The following is a 20,517-nucleotide window of genomic DNA, read 5'->3' as shown; positions in this document are numbered from 1 at the left end:
GGCTTTCCGCCACAAGGCCCTGCCCTGCCCTACATCCCTGGTTGCCAGAGGTGGCGGTTCAGTCGTAGTTGGATGGTCATGAAACCACTCCCGATCCTTCCCGCTGCCACTTTGCTTGTTTTGAGTGCCACCTCGCTGATGGGCGAAGACTGGCCAGTGTGGCGCGGACCGACGCGTGATGGCATCTCCGTGGAGAAGAGCTGGAAGATCAGCGGCGAGCCGAAGACGCTTTGGGAAGCGGAGGTGGGGCTGGGTTTTTCCACCTTCGTCGTGGCCCAGGGGCGTGTGCTGACCACCGGTCATGCGGAAAACAAGGACACCGTGTGGTGCCTGGATGCCGTGACGGGCAAGGAAGTGTGGAAGCATGAGTATCCCGCTGATCTCGGCGACAAGTACTATGAAGGCGGCACCTCCAACACGCCGACCATTGATGGCGACAAGGTGTATCATCTGAGCCGCTGGGGCGATCTTTTCTGCTTCGAGGCCGCGAGCGGGAAGATCGTGTGGCAGAAGAATGTGCAGCAGGAGACTGAGGCGAACATCCCCGACTGGGGTTTTGCCGGAGCGCCACTTGTGCAGGACCATCTGCTCATCCTGAATGTGGGCAAGGCTGGTCTGGCTGTGGAGAAGGCCACGGGCAAGATCGTGTGGAAGAGTGACACGGATGCCGCTGGCTACTCGACACCCTTTCCCTACACGCGTGGCGGCAAGAAGCTGGTGATCGTGAGTTCCGGAGATTCCTACACCGGTGTGCAGGTGGAGGATGGAACGCCTGTCTGGAACTACCGCTGGAACACGCGCTATGGCGTGAATGCGAGCGACCCGATCCTGAGTGACGACAAGCTTTTCATCTCCACCGGGTATAACAAAGGATGCACTCTGCTGAAACTCACGGACAGCCAGCCGGAGAAGGTGTGGGAAAGCAAGGTGCTCAAAAATCAGTTCAACTCCTCCGTGCTCATCGGCGGGTATCTGTATGGCATCGATGGTGACCAGAACAGCCGTTGCTCGCTCAAGTGTGTGAAGCTGGAGGATGGTAAAGTGGCCTGGGAGGAAAAGAGCGTGGGCTTTGGTTCGCTGGTCGCGGCGGATGGGAGATTGGTCATCCTCACGGAGAAAGGCGAGCTCGTCATCGCCAAGGCCAGCAGTGAAGGGTTTGAGGAGATCACCCGCGCGCAGGTGCTGAACGGCCGCTGCTGGAGCTCGCCAGTGCTGGCGAACGGGCGGCTCTATGTGCGAAATGCGCCTGGGAAGGTGATTTGTCTGGAGGCGAAGTGAGGACTTAAAGCTTTCAGCTGCCTTGCCGTTTTTTGGTTTCCCCCTATTCTCCTGTCATGACAATCACCCTGCCAGACCTTCCAGCCCTGAAGAATGTGGGCGAGGAAGAGATTCTCCTCGACCTTGCTTGCGGAGCGTATGCCGCCCGGCATCTCTCCCGCCAACTAGCGGCCGATGTGGCAGGTGTCAGCCGGCATGATTTCGACGAGGCGCTGTATGCCCGCCGCATACCCTCCTACACGGAGGACATGCTCGCCCAGGATCTGGAAACTCTTCGTGCTCTTGGATCGAGGTGATCGTTATCGCGGACACGTCAGTCATCTTGAACCTGTGCTTTTTGAAGCAGGCATCATTGCTTCAGCAACTCTTTGGCACCGTGCTTGTTCCGCATTTAGTGGCCGCCGAGTTTCAACGGCTCGCGGAGGTTGATTCAAGGTTTCAAGGCCTCAAGTTTCCAGACTTCATCCAGCTCACATCTCCGAAAAGCACTGCCCATGCTTGGGCGCAATCTCCAGTGCTTCATGCTGGAGAAATCGCAGCATTGGCTCTCGCTTTGGAATTAGGTGCGGATCTCGTGCTTATGGACGAAGCAGAGGGACGATCTGTCGCAAGTGCTCTCCATCTCCCCACAATGGGACTGCTTGGCATCCTTCTTCAAGCGCGGCAACGAAACCTTATTGGTTCCGTCGAATCACTTCTAGATCGACTTCAACATGAAGCGCGGTTCTGGATCGCGCCGTCCCTGCGCAACGCTGTGCTCCGAGCCGCCAGCGAAGTATCCTGATTCCCCTTTAGCCTACCTTCAGCATATCATGTCTCTCCCGACCGTTCGTTTCAAACACGCCCGATTCACTGCCCGGTTTCCGGAAGCTTATCGCTACTCGAAGTCCCATTACTGGATGGCTCCGGTGGAGGGACAGGAGGGGGTATGGCGGGTGGGGTTCACGAAGTTTGCGACCCGGATGCTGGGTGAACTGGTGGACTGTGAGTGGAAGGTGCCTGCGGGTGGTGCAGTGGAGCCTGGACAGATTGTTGGTTGGGTGGAGGGGTTCAAGGCGGCCTCGGATGTGTATTGTGTGATGAAAGGGCAGTTCGTGGAGGGCAATGCCTATCTCAAACAGGATGCCTGCGTGGTGCGCAGTGATCCTTATGAAGTAGGCTGGCTGTATTGTGTGAAGGGCGAGCCTGAGGATGAGCATCTGGATGTGCACGGCTACATCGCGCATCTCAGCACGATCATTCATCGCATGGCTGAAGAAGGCCATGGCGAAGAAGGGGTCCCTGAGGATTGATGCGGTGTTGATCAGTCCACAAACCTGAACTCGGCGCTGGCCAGGAGCGACTGGCAGAAGGCGGTGAGTTGTTTGGCCTCATCACCAGGAGCGCTTTGGAAGAAGGACTCGATCAACTGGAGTTCCCGAGGCTCTGGAAGGCGGCTGAAGCAGAGGGAGAAGGCGCGGCGCACGCGGTCCTCGCGCGTGGGTTTCTCCTTCATGAGCCGGGCGGATAGTGCTGCGGCCTGCTCCTGAACGTAGGGACCGTTCATGAGGTAGAGCGCCTGCAGGGGAACATTGGTGACATCGCGATCGCCCGTGACGAGATTGGGGTTGGCGACATCGAACTGCTCGAGGACATCGGGCAGATGATCGCGGATCACAGGGAGGTAGATGGAGCGGCGGTGGGAGCCATCAAGGTCCTTCGGGAGCTTGTCGTTGAAGCCGATGAGTGAGACAGACTGGCCGTCCAACTCGGCGACCAACGAGCCGGGACGGCGGGAGGTGTCCAGGGTGCCAGAGACAGCGAGCATGGAATCACGAATCGCTTCAGCATCGAGGCGGCGAACGTTGGCACGAGAGAGGAGGCGGTTGTCGGGGTCGATCGTGGAACGATCACTTCCCTTCTCTTCGCTGCTCTGGCGATAGGTCTTCGACATCACGACCTCTTGGATGAGTGCTTTAACGGACCAGTTCTTTTCCATGAAACGCATGGCGAGGTAGTCGAGCAACTCAGGATGGCTTGGGCGCTCGCCACTGAAGCCGAAATTGTCGACCGTACGCACAAGGCCAGTGCCGAAGAGATGTCGCCATACACGGTTGACCATCACGCGCGCGGTGAGAGGGTGATCGCGGCTGGTGATCCATTGCGCGAGTTCGAGTCGGCCGCTTTGCTGCCTGGAGAGAGTGCCTTTGACTTCGATAACCTGGGGAAAGCCACGCATGACGACATCGCCAGGATGAGCGAGCTCACCGCGATCATAGAGCGGCGAGTCGACGATGCGTTTCGCATCCCTCACGCCCATGCACATGGGGAGAGCGCGACCGGAGTCGTCTACGGTTTCGAGAGCGCCTTCGACACCACCGCGCGACCAGAGGATGCGCAGGGCATTGGTGAGCAATTTGTGGAACTCGCCGCTGATGTCACGGCCTTCGAGCTTGGCTTTGGCGATGTAGGCGTTCTGCTCCAGTTCATCGGCATTCAGCTTCGCGAGGTCTGCTTTGAGTTTCTTGACCTGGTCTGCGGTGAGGGTTTTGCCAGGGATGACCTGCGCGGGAAGATCAGGAAGACGGATGAGGTGGCCGTGGTTGCCGTTTTCGGAGTCGATCCAGTTGCCGTAGAAGGTCTCCGTGCTTTTGAAGATGCCGGCGAGCGCATAGTAGTCCTCCATGCTGAAGGGCTCGGTCTTGTGATCATGACAGCGCGCACAGGCCACGGAACTGGCCATGACGGCGCGCGTGACGGCATCGAGCTGCTCGTCTGCCACATCCGCGGCGAACTGGGCTTTGCTCATCTCATTGAGACCTTTGGGGCCGATGGCGAGAAAGCCGGTGGCGATGAGCAGGCGGGCGCGTTCGGCATCATCTTTGGCGGGAAGAAGGTCTCCGGCGATCTGCTCGGTGATGAAGCGATCAAAGGGGATGTCCGAATTGACGGCATCGATGACGTAGTCACGATAGCGCCAGGCATGCGGGAAGGTGAGGTTGGACTCACGTCCGTTGGACTCGGCGTAGCGGGCCACGTCCAGCCAGTGGCGGCCCCAGCGTTCGCCGAATCTCGGGCTCTGCAGGAGTTCATCGACGATGCGCGCATACTCCGCTTCTCCGCCCTTTTCGAATGCCTGCATCTGGGAAGGCGTGGGTGGCAGGCCGATAAGATCAAAGCACAGCCGACGTAACAACACACGCGGTGCGGCTTCAGGTGCGGCGATGAGCTTTTGTTCAGTTAGTTTGGCGCGGATGAAGCCATCGATGCCATCGGTGGAGCCTGCCGGGAGCTTAGGCTTTTGATAGCTCCAGAACTGGCGGCCAGACTTCACATCCACTGGCGCGCGTTCGGCGACCTTTTTGGCTGACTCACGCGGATCCGGCGCGCCCATGGAGATCCAGGCCTCCAGGTCAGCAATGATTTGGTTAGGCAGTTTGGGAGACTTGGGTGGCATCTCCAGATCGGGGTCGCTGTGCTTGATGGCGGTGAGCAGCAGGCTTTTGCCAGTATCTCCTGGAACCACCGCAGGGCCGTTGTCACCACCGGTGCGGATGCCCTGCTTGGTGTCCAGCATGAGGCCGCCTTTCGACTTCCCTGCCTCGACGGAGTGGCACTCGTAGCAGTGCTCCGCCAGCACGGGGCGGATCTTGGATTCGAAGAAAGCCACGCCATCGGCGGCATCCGCCTGGAGGCAGGCCGCCCAAAGGAAAACAGCGAGGCGTTGTGGTTTCATGATGTAGAGTCCTATAACGTCTCCTGAGGCAAAGCTCCTTCCAAGTGACGGTGATGTCCAGCGCAGGCGGGGTTTCGGCCCGAGGGGCATGCGATCCGGCCTACTTTGCGCCTTGGCAGTTGTCGAAACAAGGCTAACGCATCTCATGGCTGAAACACCTTCCACACGCATTCTTCCCATCGGTTCCCGGGCTCCTGAGTTTGAGCTGCCGGATTCGCAGGGGGAGGTTTTTAACCTGGATGATGTGCGCGGACCTCGCGGGCTGATGGTGATGTTTGTGTGCAATCACTGCCCGTATGTGGTGCATCTGGCACCAGCGCTGGCGGAGCTTGCGAAGGAGCTGGAAACGCAGGGTGTGGGGGTGGTGGCGATCAACTCCAATGATGCGGTGAAGTACCCTGCCGATGCGCCGGAGAAGATGCCGGAGTTTGTGGCGAAGTTTGGATGGAGCTTTCCGTATCTGGTGGATGAAAGCCAGGAGGTGGCGAAGGCCTATGTGGCGGCATGCACGCCGGATTTCTATCTCTTCGATGGGGAGCTGAAGCTGACCTATTGCGGGCAGTTTGATGCAGCGCGGCCGAAGAATAGCGAGCCGGTGACGGGCAAGGATCTGCGCGAGGCGGTGAAGGTGATGCTGGCCGGTGAAGCGCCGTTGGTTAGGCAGGTGCCTAGCACGGGGTGTGGGATCAAGTGGAAGCCAGGGGTGTAAAGGCGGGAGGTTTGGTAGAAAGATTGAGGGTAGAAAGATTTTCACAGAGATCTTTGACGGTTGCGCTCAGGCAATGGGCGAGGAGGTCGCGTGTTGGCGGGAATCGTGGGCTTATCACACGGAGTGTGATGGCTACTTTGCTGGCGCGTGAACTGGACCCCGTTGGAGAAGGCGCTGGTTAGGGGGAGTGCGCGGATTCATTGCAGCTCCGCGCCACCTTCGCCCGCGGACAATGGGCTCCGACGCAGTTCACCAGGGGCTTGAAATGAAAATCCCTCCGTCACGGGTCGTGAGCGGAGGGATGTTTTCTGAAGGGGTTCAGCCTAACAAAGTTTACTGAATGAAGTAGAACTGGCGGGTGTTGAGGACGGCCCAGAGGGCATCGCCTTTGCCGGTGACGGTGTTGTCGGCGACGACGGGCTGGAGGAGGGCTTTCTCCTCGGCGGTGGCTTTGCGGCTGAAGAGGGCCATGTAGATGGTGTCGATGGCCTGCTCACCGCTCTCGGTGCGGCGCAGGGCGCGGGAAACCATGGTGTAGGGGTTCATGAGGTTGCTGAAGGTCTTGCCATTCAGCACCATGAGAGCCTGGCCGACGGTGGCGTCTTCATTGGCGTTTTCGACGAGCTCGCGGTCGCTCTGGCCGAACTCGCGGAGGAAGTGGCCGTTCGGAGCGGGGCTGCGGAGATCGGCGGCACGCATCATGTAGGTGTCGCGGTAGTTTTCCCAGGCTTTGAGGGACGCAAGCTCGGGCTTGGTGTCGGCTTTGAGCTGCTCGGCATCGCGCTTGAGGCGCTTCTGCTGCTGGTCGGCGAGGCGGGCGCGAAGGCCTTTGTTGTAGATGCCGAGGGCTTCATCGAGACTGAGGTCAGCGCCTTCCTTGCCCTTGATGGCGGTGGCAATTTCCTTGGCGAACTCGGGGTCTTTGATCTGCTCCTCAAGTTTTCCTTCGCGGGCGAGCTGGGCGAATTTCTTGAAGCCGGTGGTGAAGACAATTTCCTGCGCGGCTTCGTCGATGGCTTTGCGCTGGTTGCCGACGACACGCTTGGCGGCACGAATGGCGTCTTCATCCTTGGTCTTGTTCGCCTCGGTGAGCTGCTCCTGGGCTTTGCGGACGTCAGCAGAAAGCTGCTTCTGCTTCAGGGCGATCTCGGCGGTGGCCTTGGCGAGTTCTTCCGGGCTGAGTGTGTTCAGGGAGCGGTCCAGCCACTCGATGCGGCGGAGGGTGGAGTCGCGATCAATCTCGGCCTCGATGCTCGGGGTGTCCGGATTGGGCTTGTAGAGGGTGACCATGCTGTCCCAGATCTGCTCAGCACTCATGCGGCGGAGAAGCGGGCCGGGGAAGTGGTAGACCTCGCCAAGCTCGACATCCTTGGTATAAGCGGTACGCTGATAGGCGGGGGTGTTGTAAAGGATGCGCAGGTAGGCCTTCATGTCGTAGTTCAGGTCCTTTATGGTCTGCTCCAGGAAGGTCATGAGCTGCGGGTTGCTCGGCACGGTGGAGTCGGTGATTTCATCGACAGGCTCGATGAGGCCCATGCCCATGACTTTTTTCCACAGACGATTCGCAATGACGGTGGTGAAGCGCGGGTTGTCCTTGGAGGTCATCCAGTCGGCATAGGGGAAGACGGGCTTCTCATCGCCTTTGACGATCTTGCCGTCCTTGGAGAAGGAAGCGGGGATGACCGGGGCGATGGTGGCCTTGGGCTTGGCATCCGTGTACTGGTAGTCGTGCGGAAGCTGGAGGCCTTTTTTGTCGGTCTGGTCCAGGACGGTGTTATACCGCAGCGGGCGGAGGATCTCGGTCATGGCCTTGCCCATGTCACGGCGCTCCACTCCTTCCGGGATGAAGGCATCAATGGAAGGGCCGCCCTTCGTGCGCTTTTTCATGCCTTTGGCGCCGTAACCGCCGAACATGCTGGAGAGCAGCGGGTTGCTAAGGCCATTCGTGCTGGTCATGCCGTAGGTGTGAGCGGCGAGCTGGTAGTAGTCCATCTGCGTCCATTTATCGAACGGATGGTTATGACACTGGGCGCAGACCATGCTGGTGCCGAGGAAGACCTGGGTGGTCACGGCCATGTTATCCAGCGGCATGTTGTAGTCCCGCAGGTAGAAGCCGACAGCGCCGTTTTCATAGGTCTTGCCGCTGGCGGTGACCATCTCGCGCACCATGTCATCATAGTGCATGTTCTTGGCCAGGGACTCGCGGATCCAGTTCGAATAAGCGGCTCCGGCAGGCTGGCTGTTGCCGACGGCGAGCTGGGAACGGACGCGGAGGATGTCTGCCCAGAAGTTGTAGAAGTTCTGCACGTAGCCGTCCGAGGCGAGGAGCTCGTCGATCAGCTTCGCGCGCTTGTCCGGGGTCTGGTCGGCCAGGAAATCAGCGCTCTCCTTCAGGGAGGGGATGCGGCCGGCAATGTCGAGGTAAATGCGGCGGACGAAGACGTCATCGGAGGCCGGGGCATTGGCCTGGACCTTCTGCTTTTCCAGATTGGTCGCGACCAGCTTGTCGATCTGGGCAGCCTTGGCCTGGACCTCTTCCAGGGAAAGGGCGCCCGCGCTGGTGAGCGAGGCGATGAACAGGAGGGCGGTGAGTCTGAGTTTCATTGGGGGGAATGAGGAATTTCGCCCCCCTTAACGTGGGGGTGGGGGCGGTCTTTCACGGGAGTGAAGTTTCTGGAATAGGGCGGGGTTTCCGGGGCTCTCAGGAGGGATAGAATTTTTAACCGCAGATAGCGCAGAGGACACGGATGGCTTTGAAAGGGGCTATTGGCGGCTGGCTGGGCTTCCCTGCACTTCTTGAATCGTTTGAGATGATCTCCTCGTCCTTGCCTATGTTTCCCATCGGTCCTGATGGCTTGGAGGAGCATGCGGAGATGCTCTTCCGAAAGGTTTTTCGGACGGACTGGGAGCAGCCGGGCTTTGGCGTGGTGGTGCTGCCCGAGGGGACGGGGTCCAAAGCTCTGCGCGAGGTGATGGTCAGGCTGAAGGAGCTGCTTTCGCGGGAGTTTGACGGGCGCTGGGGCGAGAGACTGGAGTATCTGTCGATGGGTCGGTTTGATCAGCAGACGACCACGAAGCTGCATCTGGACGGCGCGCCTGAGACCTCGCTGCTGATGCTGGGGTATGAGGCTACCTCGGTCCGAAGTTCATTGCACATCGCGGACTACAGTCGCTGTGCGCGGGACCTGGGGCTGACTCCGGCTGAGTTTCTACAGGAGCACAATCCCATGTTTCCCGCCGGAGCGAAGCTGCTGGAGCCTTACACGACTCATCTTGAGGACTGGCATGAAGACCGATCGCGCCTTGTGCTGATCAACAACAGCTCCACCGCGCCTGGGGATGCGCGATTCAGCCCCGGGGTGATGCATGGGGCGACGATCCGGAACCCGGACCCGCAGGCTTCACGCATCATCAATTCGACGATGATCGCGCCGAGGTCACTTGCGGGGGATGACGCGACGGCCAAACAAAATGTGTTTCTGAGGACGGATGAGATTTCGGGCGTGATCTAGTTCACTGACAACGGTGTCCAAAGGGTCCGCTTGGGTCCCTTTTCGGGGATGGGAGGGGCGTGGATGGTGAGGGACTTATGAGGACACGACGCGAACATGAAGACGGAAGTTTCGTGGGCGGTGGACGATTGGCCATGGGCTGTGCCGGAGCATTGATGGCCGTTTACGGTTGTTTGCGATGGTTTACAGTTGCTTACGGTGGTTTCAGGAGCCGATCCGAGTCAATCCGAGTGAATCGGGGTTGGAACTCTGTCCTGCGATTGGGGCCATTCGCGCTCCTCGAGGTGATCAAGGTTAATCGCGGTAGATCAGGGCTTGAAGGAGCCGTTTACGGTAGTTTGCAGTGGTTGACGGTTGTTTACGGTGGTTTGAAGAGGGGATCCGACTCAATCCGACCTGATCCAAGTTGGATGGGTGAAATGGGCAGGAGGGCCTTCGCAGATTCAAAGAACGGCAGGCTAACGCCAGCTGCTACGTGAGGCGGTCGATCCAAGCAGATCCAGGTGGATCAAGGCTGGTGTCGACCCGACATCATCCCTCATGTATAGAAAAAGGCGTTTTCTTTACATGACAATGACAACATGATAAGAAAAACCTCTTTTTCTATACATGTCCAGGCTATCACCGCTGCCATTAGCGAACTCTTCCTCACTGGAGACACGTGAGGTCTGGATGGCATTGGCTGAGGCGCACCGACACTTGGCGGAGCTGAAAGGACTCTGCGAATCACTTCCCAATCAGGGCATCTTGCTGGACACGCTGGCCATTCAGGAGGCGAAGGACAGCTCAGAGATCGAGAACATCATCACGACCCACGATGAGCTGTATGCTTCGCAGGAGGACTCCAGTGTCACGCCGGCAGCCAAGGAGGTGCGGCACTATGTCTCAGCGTTGCGCACTGGTTACGAAGCGGTGAAGTCCTCCGGTCTGATCCGGCTGGAAACTCTGCTCTCCGTCCAGGCGGAGCTGGAGCAGAATCGTGCAGGACTACGCAAGCTCCCGGGCACCGTTTTGAAGAATGAGAGCTCGGGGGAGGTCATCTACGAACCTCCCCAAAGTGCCGCCGAGGTGGAATCGCTCATGGGCAACCTGATTGATTTCATTCATGCGGATGACGGCCTGGACCCGCTGCTGCGCATGACGATCACCCATCATCAGTTTGAGAGCATCCACCCCTTCTATGATGGCAATGGGCGCACGGGGCGAATCCTGAATCTGCTCATGCTGCAACGTGACGGACTGCTGGAACTGCCGGTGCTCTATTTGAGCCGGTACATCACTCTGACGAAACCGGACTACTATCGCCTTCTGCAAACGGTGCGTGACGAGAATCGCTGGGCCGAGTGGTGCTGCTACCTGCTGCGCGGCGTGGCGCTGACCTCCCGCAGCGCCGTCACGCTGGTGAAGGCCCTGCGCGAGCTGATGCTGAAGACGAAACATGATCTGCGTGAACGTCTGCCCAAGCTCTACAGCCAGGATTTGCTCAACAACCTTTTCCGCCATCCCTATACGAAGATCGAATTCATCGAGCGTGAGCTGGAGGTTTCGAGAATCACCGCCGGCAAGTATCTGGAGCAGCTCGCTACTGCGGGATTTGTGAGGAAACAAAAGATGGGAAAAACCAACTTTTACATCAATGATCCACTTTTTGCCCTGCTCAGCGGCGTGACGCTCGACCTAACAGGAAGTTAATCACCGCCCCAGAAAACGAATTGGAAAATTCGTTTTACGTCAGGCAGCCACGGTGGCGCGGAGTTTGGCGGCGATTTCGTGGAAGACTTTGGAGGAGGCGGACTTGGCGGTGTCTTCGAGGGCGATGGGGTGGCCTTCGTCGCCGGCTTCGCGGACGGTCATTTCGATGGGGATCTGGCCGAGGAGGGGGACGCCGAGGCGCTTGGCTTCGTGGTCGCCGCCGCCTTTGCCGAAGATGTGGTAGATCTGGCCATCGCTGGGGCAGAGGAAGTAGCTCATGTTCTCGATGATGCCGAGGATGGGGACGTTCACCTTCTGGAACATGGTCACGGCTTTGCGAGCATCGATGAGCGCGACTTCCTGCGGGGTGGTGACGATGACGGTGCCATCGAGAGCGACGGTCTGGACGATGGTGAGCTGGATGTCTCCGGTGCCGGGCGGGAGGTCGAGGATGAGGTAGTCGAGATCGTTCCAGGCGACCTGACGGAGGAACTGCTGGGTGTAGCGAGTGGCGACGGGGCCGCGGACGATGACGGGGCTGTCGTCGTCCAGCAGGAAGCCCATGCTGACGAGCTGGAGGCCGTAGCGCTCGATGGGGACGATCTGCTGCTCCTCGTTCTGATAAGGGCGCTCATTGCTGCCGAACATGTGGGCGATGCTGGGGCCGTAGAGGTCGCAGTCGCAAAGTCCGACTCGGGCGCCGGACTTGCTCAAGGCGACGGCGAGGTTGCTGGCGACGGTGCTCTTGCCGACGCCGCCTTTGCCGGAGGCAACGGCGATGATGCGCTTCACGCCGGGGATGCTGGACTTGGGCAGACTGGCTGCATTGCCCTGGGCAGTGTTCGGCGGCTCCTTGATGTCGAAGTTCAGTTTCGGTTCGGTGACGCCGGGGACCTGCTTTAGGGCGGCCTCGACCTGCTCATGGATGAGGCGCGGGATGTTGGGGTCACGGGTGGCGAGGGAGATCTCGATGGTGACCTTTCCGCCTTCCACGGAGACGCCTTTGACGAGGCCGAAGGAGACGATGTCGCGGCTGAAACCGGGATAGCGGACGGTGGCCAGGGCGGCGTGGATTTCGGACTCGGAAGGCATGGTCGGGAGGGCTGGGGGGAGTGGTTACGTTTCTCGTTCGTCAGGCGGACCGGAAAGGCAACAGGAAGCTGGGAGATTTGCTGTCGGTGGCTTGATCCCGGGAGACGCTGATTTAAGCCTGGAGGAACACGGACACACTTCTCTCGCGGTGCTCTTCAAGGGACACCGCAAGAGAAAGGAATAACGCAAGAGTTCCAAGGTCAGGATGCCTTTGGACTTGATCAGCGTCTCCCTAGCGGACCGGGGCTTTTAGACTCAGCGGGATCTCACGGCGGAGGGCGCGGCCGATCTGGCCGGTGAGCCAGAGGTAGTGGTCGGATTTCAGGTCGGGCTCGGTGACGAAGCCCTCGGCTCCGACGGGGACTTTGGAGGCGGTTTTGAAGATGGCGGTGCCTTCGTCCAGCTCATCAAACATAGCGATGTAGAGCATGGTGTTCCCGCCGGCGATGCGCTCGCGGGCCTGGGACCAGAGGAACTCGCCGCCGAGCCGGGGGAAGGCATTCAGCTTGGCATCGACTCCGCGCATCTTGCTGAGGTTCCGCCAGCTGAAGCCGGGGAAGATGACGGGGAGGTAGTCCTGGCCGTGCTCGCGGCACCACTGGAGATCGGCTTCATTGACGCTGGTGATGCGGTGTTTGGCATCTTCAGGGAAGCCGTAGCGACCGACGGCCCAGGGGCTGATAATGTCCGCGCTTTTCAGCACCTCGTGAAACTGGGGGTCGCGGACGGCATCGCCATCCAGGGTGCGCCAGTGCCAGGGGACACCGGCCATGACGGTGAGCTTGCCGAAGTCGGGGTTGTCATGAAGGAAGCGCAGGAGGGCCTGGCTTTCCTCCAGGGTGTAGTCACGACCATCATTGAAGCCGATGCCCCAGACGGCGACGACGGGCTTGCCAGCGTGACGCTGATAGCTCGGATCCTCGAGGATTTTTAGCTCGGTGCGGAGGCGCTTCCAGTCCTGCATGATGACGGACTCGAGCTCCCCTGCCCTGAGGCCGGTGAGGTCATACATCACACACCAGGTGCGACCGGCGGCCTTCGCGGCGTCCCGCACATGCTGCATGACGGTGTCATGATGCTGGCGATAGCGCTTGTCCTTCAAGACGGTGCCGAAGCGCTGGAGGAAGATGCCGTCGATGCCGTTGTCACGCATCCACTCGAAGTGGCGGCGCACGGTCTTGGGATGGGATGAGCTGTAGACCTGCGCCGGAGTGCCGTCTTCGAACTTCAGCGGGGTGTCGAAACGCTCGTCGGCATCGAGTTCGGAGACATCGGGCCAGAGGTCGATGTGGCAATGGCCGGGCTTGCCGAAGCCATAGTGCACCCAGCCGAGGTTCGAGCCATCTGTGGGTGTGGCGAACCAGCCCTGGTAGCCGCACATGACCCTACCAAAAAGTGTGGCAGAATCAGCAGCGTGCAGGGCGCTGGAGGCGAGCAGCAGAACGAGAGCAAAGAGCGGGCGCATGACGGGTCGGGAGACCTACTCATGGCGCGGGGACGGGCGCTGTCAGGCGGGAAAGTTCCGGGTCACTAGGTGTGAGTTCGTGCCGCCACCCCATTGGAATGGGGTGATACGCCGGGGCGGTCCATCGTGGCCAACCCAAGGTGGATTCGAGATCCATTGGACTCCGTCCACCCCATTGGAATGGGGTGGTACGTCCGGATCAATCCACTTTGGTTTCGAGAACCTCGCCGCCGAGGGGCTTGCAGAGTTCATCGCGGAGGATCTCGAAGGATTTTCCACGGACGGAAGCGTGCATGTAGAGCTTCTGTTTGCGGCCGCGGAGCTTGCGCATGACGTCCTGCACATGCTCCACGTCCACGGCATCCTGGAAGTCGGAAAACCAGTAGATGGTGTCTGCCTCCATGACCTCTTTCGACATCAGCGCGGGCGAGGTGTAGGTGATGCCGTTGAAGTCGATGAAGTAGGTGTTCTCACGCTTCTTCATCTGAGTGTACAAGGCTTCCATGGGCATGGGCTCGCCATCGGGGAGCTTGAGCTTGTCATACTCTTTGCGCAGCATGCCCATCTCGTGCTTGCCTTCCCAGTAGAACCAGAACTTGTCAAAGCGCGGGTCGCTGACCTTGCGGATCTTGTCCTCAAGCTGACGGGGCGGAGTCTTCACACCGCAGCCGAAGTAGAGCACCAGCGGACTTCCGCGGGCGACTTTGTCGAGCTCCTTGGCCACGATGGGCAGGTACTTCGTCATGGAGCGCGAGATGTCCATGACCACGGCGATCTTGCGCGTGTCCTTGAGCTCCATGCCGAACATCATCAGCGGCTTGAAGGTCATGCCGCTGGTGCCGCCCATGCCGGTGCCAGTACCAAAACCACCGCCACTGCCGCCGCGCCCAAAGCCACCACCGCCGCCGATCTTGCCACCACCGCCGAGGAGGGAGGAAACGTCTGGAACATCGAGCAGGTCAGGTGGTGCATCCGGCAGGCTGACAGCGGCACTCATGCTAGTGGAAATGAGCCGCTGCTTCGGCATGCTCTTCTTCAGGATGCTGCGCTTCTTCTGCTGGATCTTGTGGGAGAGGGCGGACGAGGCATCTGCGCCTTGCTGGGTGCCGCCACCGGGGAGGAAGTCCACCTGCTTTTCCTGGAGAGCGGTGGTGAAGACGATGAGACCTGCGGCGAGAATGATGCCAGCGTGGATGGCCAGTGAGAGTGTCAACGAGCCGCCACCCACCTGACGCCACAGGCGGACGAAGGGATTCACCTTGGGTGAAGAAGAATGGGCGGGCGCGGTCAGGCGTGGGCCAGGCTGATGAAGGGGGACTTCCAGGTCCAGACCGTGATCGTGCGGAGGTGCCAAGGGAGCAGCGGTTTCGACAGGTGCAGGTGCGGCGGCGGGAGCGGGTGCTGCCACAGGGATAGCTTCAGCGACTGGAGGAGCACCGGCAGGCGGCATGGGGTAGCCCTGCGGCACCAAGACGTATCCTGGAGGCACGGCTCCAGGAGGCATGGCATAACCGGGCTGCATCATGGGATAACCGGGAGGCGGCATCATGCCGGGCTGCATGGCATACCCGGGCGGCATCATCATCGGGCCGGTGGGATAGCCGTAATTCGGCGCTGGTGTGCCGGGAGCAAAGCCAGGAGGCGTGGTCCCAAAAGCAGGCTGTGGCTGCGCCCCCGGGGCATCCGCAGGAGGCTGCAGACGCACAGTGGGATCGGAGGGGGGGAAGTCAGACTCAGTCATGATGGCAGCAGGACTGGATATTCGTCTGATTCTTGGGGTGATGGGGAGCTATTCCGCAACAGATCCGCCAGAGATCAACGGGCTGAACAATATTTGACCAGACCAGGCCTTGGCGAGTCAAAAAGCGACACACCTCCCCTTCATCTCCCGTCTGGCAGGTGGCCGATGGTTCGACTTCCAGCGGAAACCGCCTCCGGCTAAACTTCACAGAACTCGTCTAGATTATCGTCAGGGCTTCGTACTCATCCTCCCCCACAATGCAGCGCTTCCTTTCCGTTCTCATCCTCGCCAGCAGCAGCGCCCAGGCCGTCGACTTCAATCGTGATGTCCGGCCGGTGCTGGCACAGCACTGCTTTGCCTGCCACGGCATGGACGAGCACTCGCGGAAGGGCAAGCTGCGGCTGGATCTGCAGGAGTCCGCGCTGGGCAAGGGCAAGTCGGGCGAGATCGCCATCGTGCCGGGCAAGGTGGACGAGAGCGAGGTGGTGAAGCGCCTCTTCACCACCGATGAGGATGATCTGATGCCTCCTCCGCACACGAAGAAGGTGGTGAGCGAGAAAGAGAAGGCCATCCTCAAGGCCTGGATCGCCGAAGGGGCAAAGTATGAGCAGCACTGGGCCTATGTGCCGCCGAAGCAGTCAGCGCTGCCGAAGGCTGGCGTGCATCCCATCGATGCCTTTGTGCAGGATCGCCTAACCAAAGAAGGTTTGAAGCCATCGGAGGAGGCGGATCGCTACACGCTCGTGCGCCGATTGTATCTGGACCTCATCGGCTTGCCGCCGACACCGAAGGAGGCGGATGTCTTTGTGAATGACAAGGCACCGGATGCTTATGACAAGCTTGTGGATTCACTGCTGGCCTCGAAGCAGTACGGAGAGCGCTGGGCGCGACGCTGGCTGGACCTGGCACGGTATGCGGACACCAATGGTTTCGAAAAAGACCGGCCGCGGCAGATCTGGCCGTATCGCGACTGGGTGGTGAAGGCACTGAACGAGGACATGCCGTATGACCAGTTCAGCATCAAGCAGATCGCCGGAGACATGCTGCCGAATGCCACGCCGGATGATCTGGTAGCCACGGGGTTTCACCGCAACACGATGCTCAATGAAGAAGGCGGCATTGACCCTAACGAATATCGCTTCTACGCCATGGTGGACCGTGTGGGGGTGACCGGCACCACATGGATGGGGCTGACGATGAACTGCTGCCAGTGCCACACGCACAAGTATGACCCCATCCTGCACACGGACTTTTACAGCACGCTGGCGCTGCTGAACAACGCCAGCGAACCGACCTACAACATCCCGAGCGCGGAGATCCAAGCGCAGCAAAAGGCACATGAGGCGAAGATCGCGCAGATGGAGGCTGATCTGCCGACGAAGTTCCCCGGGGGAGAGACAGCGCTGAAGAGCCGCCTCGCCGGATGGATCGAGGGTGAATCGCACCGCGCCTCCGACTGGCAGATCATCAAGCCAGCCAAGATGGAGACCACGATGCCGCATCTGGAGCAGCTGGCGGATGGATTCATCCTCGGCAGCGGTGACATCAGCAAGAGTGATGTCTATGACCTGAAGCTGCAGGCACCGATTCAGGGTGTGACGGCGGTGAGGATCGAGGTGGCATCCCACCCGAGCCTGCCAAATGACGGGCCCGGCCTAACCAATTACGAAGGACCTCTTGGCGGATTCTTCCTGAGCGAGTTCCAGGCTTTGCAGAACGGCCAGCGAATCAAGATCACCTACGCGGATGCCACCAATGACGAGGAGGAAGACCGGATCAGCGACTCCGCCGCAGGCAAGAAGAAGAACGCCAAGGCTCCGAAAGAGCGCAAGACTAACAACGCCAGTGCCGCGCTCGATGGTGAGATGTCCAGCGGCTGGCAGGTGCTGGGCGGTGTGGAGGTGGCGCATGCGGCGGTGTTTCATTTTGAGCAGCCGGTGGACCTCACCAGCGGCGTGGATTTGAAGATGCTGTTTGAGAAGCATTTTGCCTGTCCGCTCGGCCACTTCCGCATCTCTGTGACCACAAGTGATCATGCCACGGCGACGGGGCATCCCGCCGAGGTGGAGCAGATGCTGGCGAAGGCAATGCCGCAGGACATGAACAAGCTCCGAGAACACTTCCTGGAGACAGCGCCCGAGCTAAAGAACGCCGTCGCGGCGCTGAACGCCGCGCGCAAGAGCCCGCCACGTGGACAGCCCACGCTGGTGATGAACGAGCGGCCCGCCAACAATCCGCGAGTGACGCATCGTTATCATCGCGGCGAGTATCTTTCGCCCAAGGAAGAGGTGCCGCCAGCGGTGCCGGCCTTCCTGCCCCAACTGCCGAAGGATGCGCCTGCGAACCGGCTAAGCTTTGCGAAGTGGCTGTTTGCGTCTGAGAATCCCCTCACCGCGCGTGTGACGGCGAACCGGCAGTGGCAGGCCTTCTTTGGCCGCGGGCTGGTGAAGTCTCTCGAAGACTTTGGCTATCAGAGCGAGGCTCCGTCTCACCCTGAACTGCTCGACTGGCTGGCGATTGAGCTCACGAAGCAAGGCTGGTCGATGAAGAAGCTGCACCGCTTGATCGTGACGAGTGCCACCTACAAGCAGAGCAGCCGCATCACGCCAGAGCTGGCGCAGAAGGATGCGCAGAACATCTTGTTAGCGCGGGGCTCGCGTTTCCGTTTGGATGCTGAGGTGATCCGTGATTCCTCGCTGAAGGCCGCTGGTGTGCTTTCGCCCAAGATGGGTGGTCCAGGAGTGTATCCGCCGCAGCCTGCGAGCGTGACCACCGAGGGCACCTATGGCAAGGTGGAGTGGAAGACGAGCGAGGGTGATGACCGCTACCGCCGCAGTCTCTACACCTTCATCAAGCGCACGGCTCCGTTCGCCATGGCGACGACCTTTGATGCACCGACGGGTGAGAGCTGTCTGGCAAGACGTGATGTCTCCAACAGTCCGCTGCAGGCCCTCACCTTGCTCAACGACCAGATGTTCATGGAAGCTGCGCAAGCCATGGCAAAGCAGGTCATGGCAGAATCGCCCAATGATAATGAGCGCCTGCAAAACATCTTCCGCCGCTGCGCGACGCGTCCAGCAGTGCCCGATGAAGTGACCCTACTCAAAACCTTCCTGACCAAACAACAGTCTAACCAACTCGAGGGTGAAGCACTCTGGACGGCGGTCTGCCGTGCGGTGATGAACCTTGATGAATCGATCACGCACCCATGAACCGCCCCAATATTACTCGCCGTCACTTCTTTGAGGACTGTGCCGTTGGCACGGGGAAGATTGCACTGGCTTCGTTGCTGGCGGAATCGGCTTATGGAGCGGAGAAGAGTCCGAATTTGGCTTCGGCAACGCATTTTCAGCCGAAGGCGAAGGCGGTGATCCACCTGTTCATGGCGGGCGCGCCGTCACAGTTGGAGATGTTTGATCACAAGCCGATGTTGACGAAGTATGAGGGCAAGCCGCTGCCGCCTTCGGTGATTGGCGGACAGCGGTATGCTTTCATCCGTCCGGACGCGGCGGTGCTGGGGCCGCGTTACCAGTTTGCCAAGCATGGGCAGTGTGGGGCGGAGCTTTCAGAAGTGCTGCCGCATCTGGCGACGGTGGTGGACGATATCTCCATCATCAAGAGCTGCAGGACGACGCAGTTCAATCATGCGCCGGCACAGATCTTTATGAACACGGGCTTCTCGCAGCCGGGACGGCCGAGCATGGGTTCGTGGATCACGTATGGTCTTGGCGCGGAGACACGGGATCTGCCGAGCTTTGTGGTGATGAGCACGGGCAGCGGCATCAGCGGTGGTGCGGCGTGCTGGAGCAGCGGCTTCCTGCCGAGCGTGTATTCCGGCACGCGCTTCAGGAACACGGGCGATCCGATTTTGAATGTGAGCACGCCGCCTGAGATCAAGACCGGAACTCAACGCGATACGATTGAGCTGATCAACGCGATGAATGATCGTCGCCTGAAGCTCGATGGCGATGGTGAGACGGCCACGCGCATCGCGAACTATGAGATGGCGTATCGGCTGCAGAGCTCAGCACCGGAGCTGATGGATCTGACGAAGGAAGATGAGGCCACACTGAAGATGTATGGCTGTGACCCGAAGGTGCCGTCCTTTGCGCGTGCCTGTCTGCTGGCGCGGCGCATGGTGGAAAGAGGCGTGCGCTTCATCAACATCTACAACGAAGGCTGGGACGCGCACAGTGATGTGGCGGGGAATGTGAAGAAGAACTGCAGTGCCACGGATCAGGCGAGCGCGGCGCTGATCAAGGATCTGAAGCAGCGCGGGCTGCTGGACAGCACGCTGGTGGTGTGGGGCGGTGAGTTCGGCCGCACGCCGATGGTGGAGGCCAGTGTATCACTCGGCCGCAGCATGGGGCGCGATCATCATCCGCAGGCTTTCAGCATGTGGATGGCGGGCGGTGGCATCAAGGGCGGCGTCACGCTCGGAGCCACGGATGACATGGGCTTCAACATTGTGGAGAACGAGGTGCGTGTGCCTGATCTGCAGGCCACGATCCTGCACTGTCTGGGCATTGATCATGAGCGGCTGACCTTCCGCAATGCGGGGCTGGACTTCAAGCTCACGGGCGTGGAGCCGTGCAAGGTGGTGAAAGAGATTTTGGCCTAACTTGTGATGACCCAAGCCACCATTGTTCAAGGGCATCGAGTTGCCTCGGGGATGAATGGGAACCCGTTGTTCCCAGGCGGGACGTTGAGGATGCAGCTGCCGTTCTTTTTGGAACGGGGGCTGGATCTCAGTGGGTTTTATCTGGGGACGCTGAATGTGAGCATCGCGCCGATGAGGTATCGCGTCGGAGAGGCGAGGCATACGCCTCGTGAGGTGAAGTGGCATCCGACGGAGCCTGCGGAGGACTTTTCGTTCTTCGATGTGGTGGTGCATCGGGAGGGCGAGGCACCGGTCGCGGGGTTTGTTTATTTTCCGCATCCGGACACGAAGCCGACGCATTTTCAGAAAGCAGATGTGCTGGAGCTGCTGCTGCCTTGGACGGAGGGGCTGGGGTATGGGACGAGGATTGGGATGGAGGTGCCGGAGGGGCAGATGAGATTTGAGTGATTTGCTCTTATTGGAAGGACACTCTTTGACTTGGCTGGATCAGAGAACTCTTGCGTTATTCTTTCCTCTTGCGGTGATATAGTTTCGAAGAGTTACACCGCGAGAGAAAGGAATAACGCAAGAGAGGGGCCGGGGATTGAGGGGTGAGGCGAGGGTCATCGAGCGGGATGCTTCCGTAACAGGAACATGATGGGTGCGCACGAGAGCGGTGTCGACGATGCACGGCGGCCCGTGCATCTCTGCCA

General features: G+C 59.9%; 15 protein-coding genes. 10 read left to right on the top strand and 5 right to left on the bottom strand.

What is annotated here, in order from left to right:
- The first annotated feature begins 78 nt into the window (after positions 1–78).
- From BGE01nite_RS14755 to BGE01nite_RS14740, 4 genes are read left to right on the top strand one after another with little or no spacing between them, the layout of a single operon-like run.
- Positions 79–1,278 carry an outer membrane protein assembly factor BamB family protein gene (locus BGE01nite_RS14755; protein WP_246145728.1) on the top strand — a complete coding sequence of 400 codons (1,200 nt, stop codon included), beginning with the start codon at positions 79–81 and terminating at the stop codon, positions 1,276–1,278.
- A gap of 56 nt (positions 1,279–1,334) precedes the next feature.
- Positions 1,335–1,574, top strand: coding sequence for a UPF0175 family protein (locus BGE01nite_RS14750; protein ID WP_146851250.1), 240 nt, complete (start codon positions 1,335–1,337; stop codon positions 1,572–1,574).
- Positions 1,571–2,062, top strand: coding sequence for a PIN domain-containing protein (locus tag BGE01nite_RS14745; protein WP_146851249.1), 492 nt, complete (start codon positions 1,571–1,573; stop codon positions 2,060–2,062). The genes BGE01nite_RS14750 and BGE01nite_RS14745 overlap by 4 nt, the downstream gene beginning before the upstream one ends.
- A gap of 28 nt (positions 2,063–2,090) precedes the next feature.
- Positions 2,091–2,570 (top strand): glycine cleavage system H family protein, encoded by a 480-nt coding sequence (locus tag BGE01nite_RS14740; protein WP_170266801.1) that lies wholly within the window; start codon positions 2,091–2,093, stop codon positions 2,568–2,570.
- Positions 2,571–2,581: 11 nt separating this feature from the next.
- Here BGE01nite_RS14740 and BGE01nite_RS14735 read toward each other — a convergent pair whose 3' ends face one another.
- A complete protein-coding gene (locus BGE01nite_RS14735; RefSeq protein WP_146851247.1) occupies positions 2,582–4,993 on the bottom strand; it encodes a PSD1 and planctomycete cytochrome C domain-containing protein in 2,412 nt (803 codons plus the stop codon).
- Between the two features lie 145 nt (positions 4,994–5,138).
- Between BGE01nite_RS14735 and BGE01nite_RS14730 the strand changes: the two genes are divergently transcribed.
- Positions 5,139–5,702, top strand: coding sequence for a thioredoxin family protein (locus BGE01nite_RS14730; RefSeq protein ID WP_146851246.1), 564 nt, complete (start codon positions 5,139–5,141; stop codon positions 5,700–5,702).
- A gap of 333 nt (positions 5,703–6,035) precedes the next feature.
- On the opposite strand, the gene BGE01nite_RS14725 is transcribed toward BGE01nite_RS14730, so the two are convergent.
- The gene (locus tag BGE01nite_RS14725) at positions 6,036–8,306 is read right to left on the bottom strand and encodes a DUF1549 domain-containing protein (protein WP_146851245.1); all 2,271 of its coding nucleotides are present in this window, start codon (positions 8,304–8,306) and stop codon (positions 6,036–6,038) included.
- 227 nt (positions 8,307–8,533) lie between these two features.
- Between BGE01nite_RS14725 and BGE01nite_RS14720 the strand changes: the two genes are divergently transcribed.
- Both BGE01nite_RS14720 and BGE01nite_RS14715 read left to right on the top strand, forming a co-directional pair.
- The gene (locus BGE01nite_RS14720; protein ID WP_170266800.1) at positions 8,534–9,214 is read left to right on the top strand and encodes a hypothetical protein; all 681 of its coding nucleotides are present in this window, start codon (positions 8,534–8,536) and stop codon (positions 9,212–9,214) included.
- Positions 9,215–9,823: 609 nt separating this feature from the next.
- A complete protein-coding gene (locus tag BGE01nite_RS14715; RefSeq protein ID WP_146851243.1) occupies positions 9,824–10,906 on the top strand; it encodes a Fic family protein in 1,083 nt (360 codons plus the stop codon).
- Between the two features lie 39 nt (positions 10,907–10,945).
- Here BGE01nite_RS14715 and BGE01nite_RS14710 read toward each other — a convergent pair whose 3' ends face one another.
- From BGE01nite_RS14710 to BGE01nite_RS14700, 3 genes are all read right to left on the bottom strand, one after another.
- A complete protein-coding gene (locus BGE01nite_RS14710) occupies positions 10,946–11,998 on the bottom strand; it encodes an Mrp/NBP35 family ATP-binding protein (protein ID WP_146851242.1) in 1,053 nt (350 codons plus the stop codon).
- A 232-nt stretch (positions 11,999–12,230) separates the two neighbouring features.
- Complete coding sequence (locus BGE01nite_RS14705; RefSeq protein ID WP_146851241.1) at positions 12,231–13,463, bottom strand: glycoside hydrolase family 99 protein; 1,233 nt, start codon at positions 13,461–13,463, stop codon at positions 12,231–12,233.
- 199 nt (positions 13,464–13,662) lie between these two features.
- Complete coding sequence (locus BGE01nite_RS14700; RefSeq protein WP_146851240.1) at positions 13,663–15,204, bottom strand: hypothetical protein; 1,542 nt, start codon at positions 15,202–15,204, stop codon at positions 13,663–13,665.
- Positions 15,205–15,461: 257 nt separating this feature from the next.
- Here BGE01nite_RS14700 and BGE01nite_RS14695 point away from each other — a divergent pair, with 257 nt between their 5' ends.
- The 3 genes from BGE01nite_RS14695 (at position 15,462) to BGE01nite_RS14685 (ending at position 20,272) form a co-directional block, all read left to right on the top strand.
- Entirely contained in the window at positions 15,462–18,416 is a 2,955-nt protein-coding gene (locus tag BGE01nite_RS14695) for a PSD1 and planctomycete cytochrome C domain-containing protein (RefSeq protein ID WP_146851239.1), read from the top strand.
- Positions 18,413–19,825 (top strand): DUF1501 domain-containing protein, encoded by a 1,413-nt coding sequence (locus tag BGE01nite_RS14690; RefSeq protein ID WP_146851238.1) that lies wholly within the window; start codon positions 18,413–18,415, stop codon positions 19,823–19,825. Before BGE01nite_RS14695 ends, BGE01nite_RS14690 begins: the two co-directional genes overlap by 4 nt.
- Positions 19,826–19,915: 90 nt before the next feature.
- Positions 19,916–20,272, top strand: coding sequence for a hypothetical protein (locus tag BGE01nite_RS14685; RefSeq protein WP_218032995.1), 357 nt, complete (start codon positions 19,916–19,918; stop codon positions 20,270–20,272).
- The last annotated feature ends 245 nt before the right edge of the window (positions 20,273–20,517 follow it).

The sequence above is a fragment of the Prosthecobacter gellanilyticus genome (assembly GCF_007992435.1).
GTDB lineage: Bacteria > Verrucomicrobiota > Verrucomicrobiia > Verrucomicrobiales > Verrucomicrobiaceae > Prosthecobacter > Prosthecobacter gellanilyticus.
The sequence above is the reverse complement of the archived record's forward strand: the minus strand, read 5'-3'. Positions and strand labels throughout refer to the sequence as shown.

What these genes read in the sequence shown, in the direction of transcription:
- BGE01nite_RS14755 (WP_246145728.1), top strand. Translation starts at nt 79, where the DNA reads ATGAAACCACTCCCGATCCTTCCCGCTGCCACTTTGCTTGTTTTGAGT.
- BGE01nite_RS14690 (WP_146851238.1), top strand. Translation starts at nt 18,413, where the DNA reads ATGAACCGCCCCAATATTACTCGCCGTCACTTCTTTGAGGACTGTGCC.
- BGE01nite_RS14730 (WP_146851246.1), top strand. Translation starts at nt 5,139, where the DNA reads ATGGCTGAAACACCTTCCACACGCATTCTTCCCATCGGTTCCCGGGCT.
- BGE01nite_RS14705 (WP_146851241.1), bottom strand. Translation starts at nt 13,463, where the DNA reads ATGCGCCCGCTCTTTGCTCTCGTTCTGCTGCTCGCCTCCAGCGCCCTG.
- BGE01nite_RS14685 (WP_218032995.1), top strand. Translation starts at nt 19,916, where the DNA reads ATGCAGCTGCCGTTCTTTTTGGAACGGGGGCTGGATCTCAGTGGGTTT.
- BGE01nite_RS14735 (WP_146851247.1), bottom strand. Translation starts at nt 4,993, where the DNA reads ATGAAACCACAACGCCTCGCTGTTTTCCTTTGGGCGGCCTGCCTCCAG.
- BGE01nite_RS14740 (WP_170266801.1), top strand. Translation starts at nt 2,091, where the DNA reads ATGTCTCTCCCGACCGTTCGTTTCAAACACGCCCGATTCACTGCCCGG.
- BGE01nite_RS14715 (WP_146851243.1), top strand. Translation starts at nt 9,824, where the DNA reads ATGTCCAGGCTATCACCGCTGCCATTAGCGAACTCTTCCTCACTGGAG.
- BGE01nite_RS14695 (WP_146851239.1), top strand. Translation starts at nt 15,462, where the DNA reads ATGCAGCGCTTCCTTTCCGTTCTCATCCTCGCCAGCAGCAGCGCCCAG.
- BGE01nite_RS14700 (WP_146851240.1), bottom strand. Translation starts at nt 15,204, where the DNA reads ATGACTGAGTCTGACTTCCCCCCCTCCGATCCCACTGTGCGTCTGCAG.
- BGE01nite_RS14720 (WP_170266800.1), top strand. Translation starts at nt 8,534, where the DNA reads ATGTTTCCCATCGGTCCTGATGGCTTGGAGGAGCATGCGGAGATGCTC.
- BGE01nite_RS14750 (WP_146851250.1), top strand. Translation starts at nt 1,335, where the DNA reads ATGACAATCACCCTGCCAGACCTTCCAGCCCTGAAGAATGTGGGCGAG.
- BGE01nite_RS14710 (WP_146851242.1), bottom strand. Translation starts at nt 11,998, where the DNA reads ATGCCTTCCGAGTCCGAAATCCACGCCGCCCTGGCCACCGTCCGCTAT.
- BGE01nite_RS14725 (WP_146851245.1), bottom strand. Translation starts at nt 8,306, where the DNA reads ATGAAACTCAGACTCACCGCCCTCCTGTTCATCGCCTCGCTCACCAGC.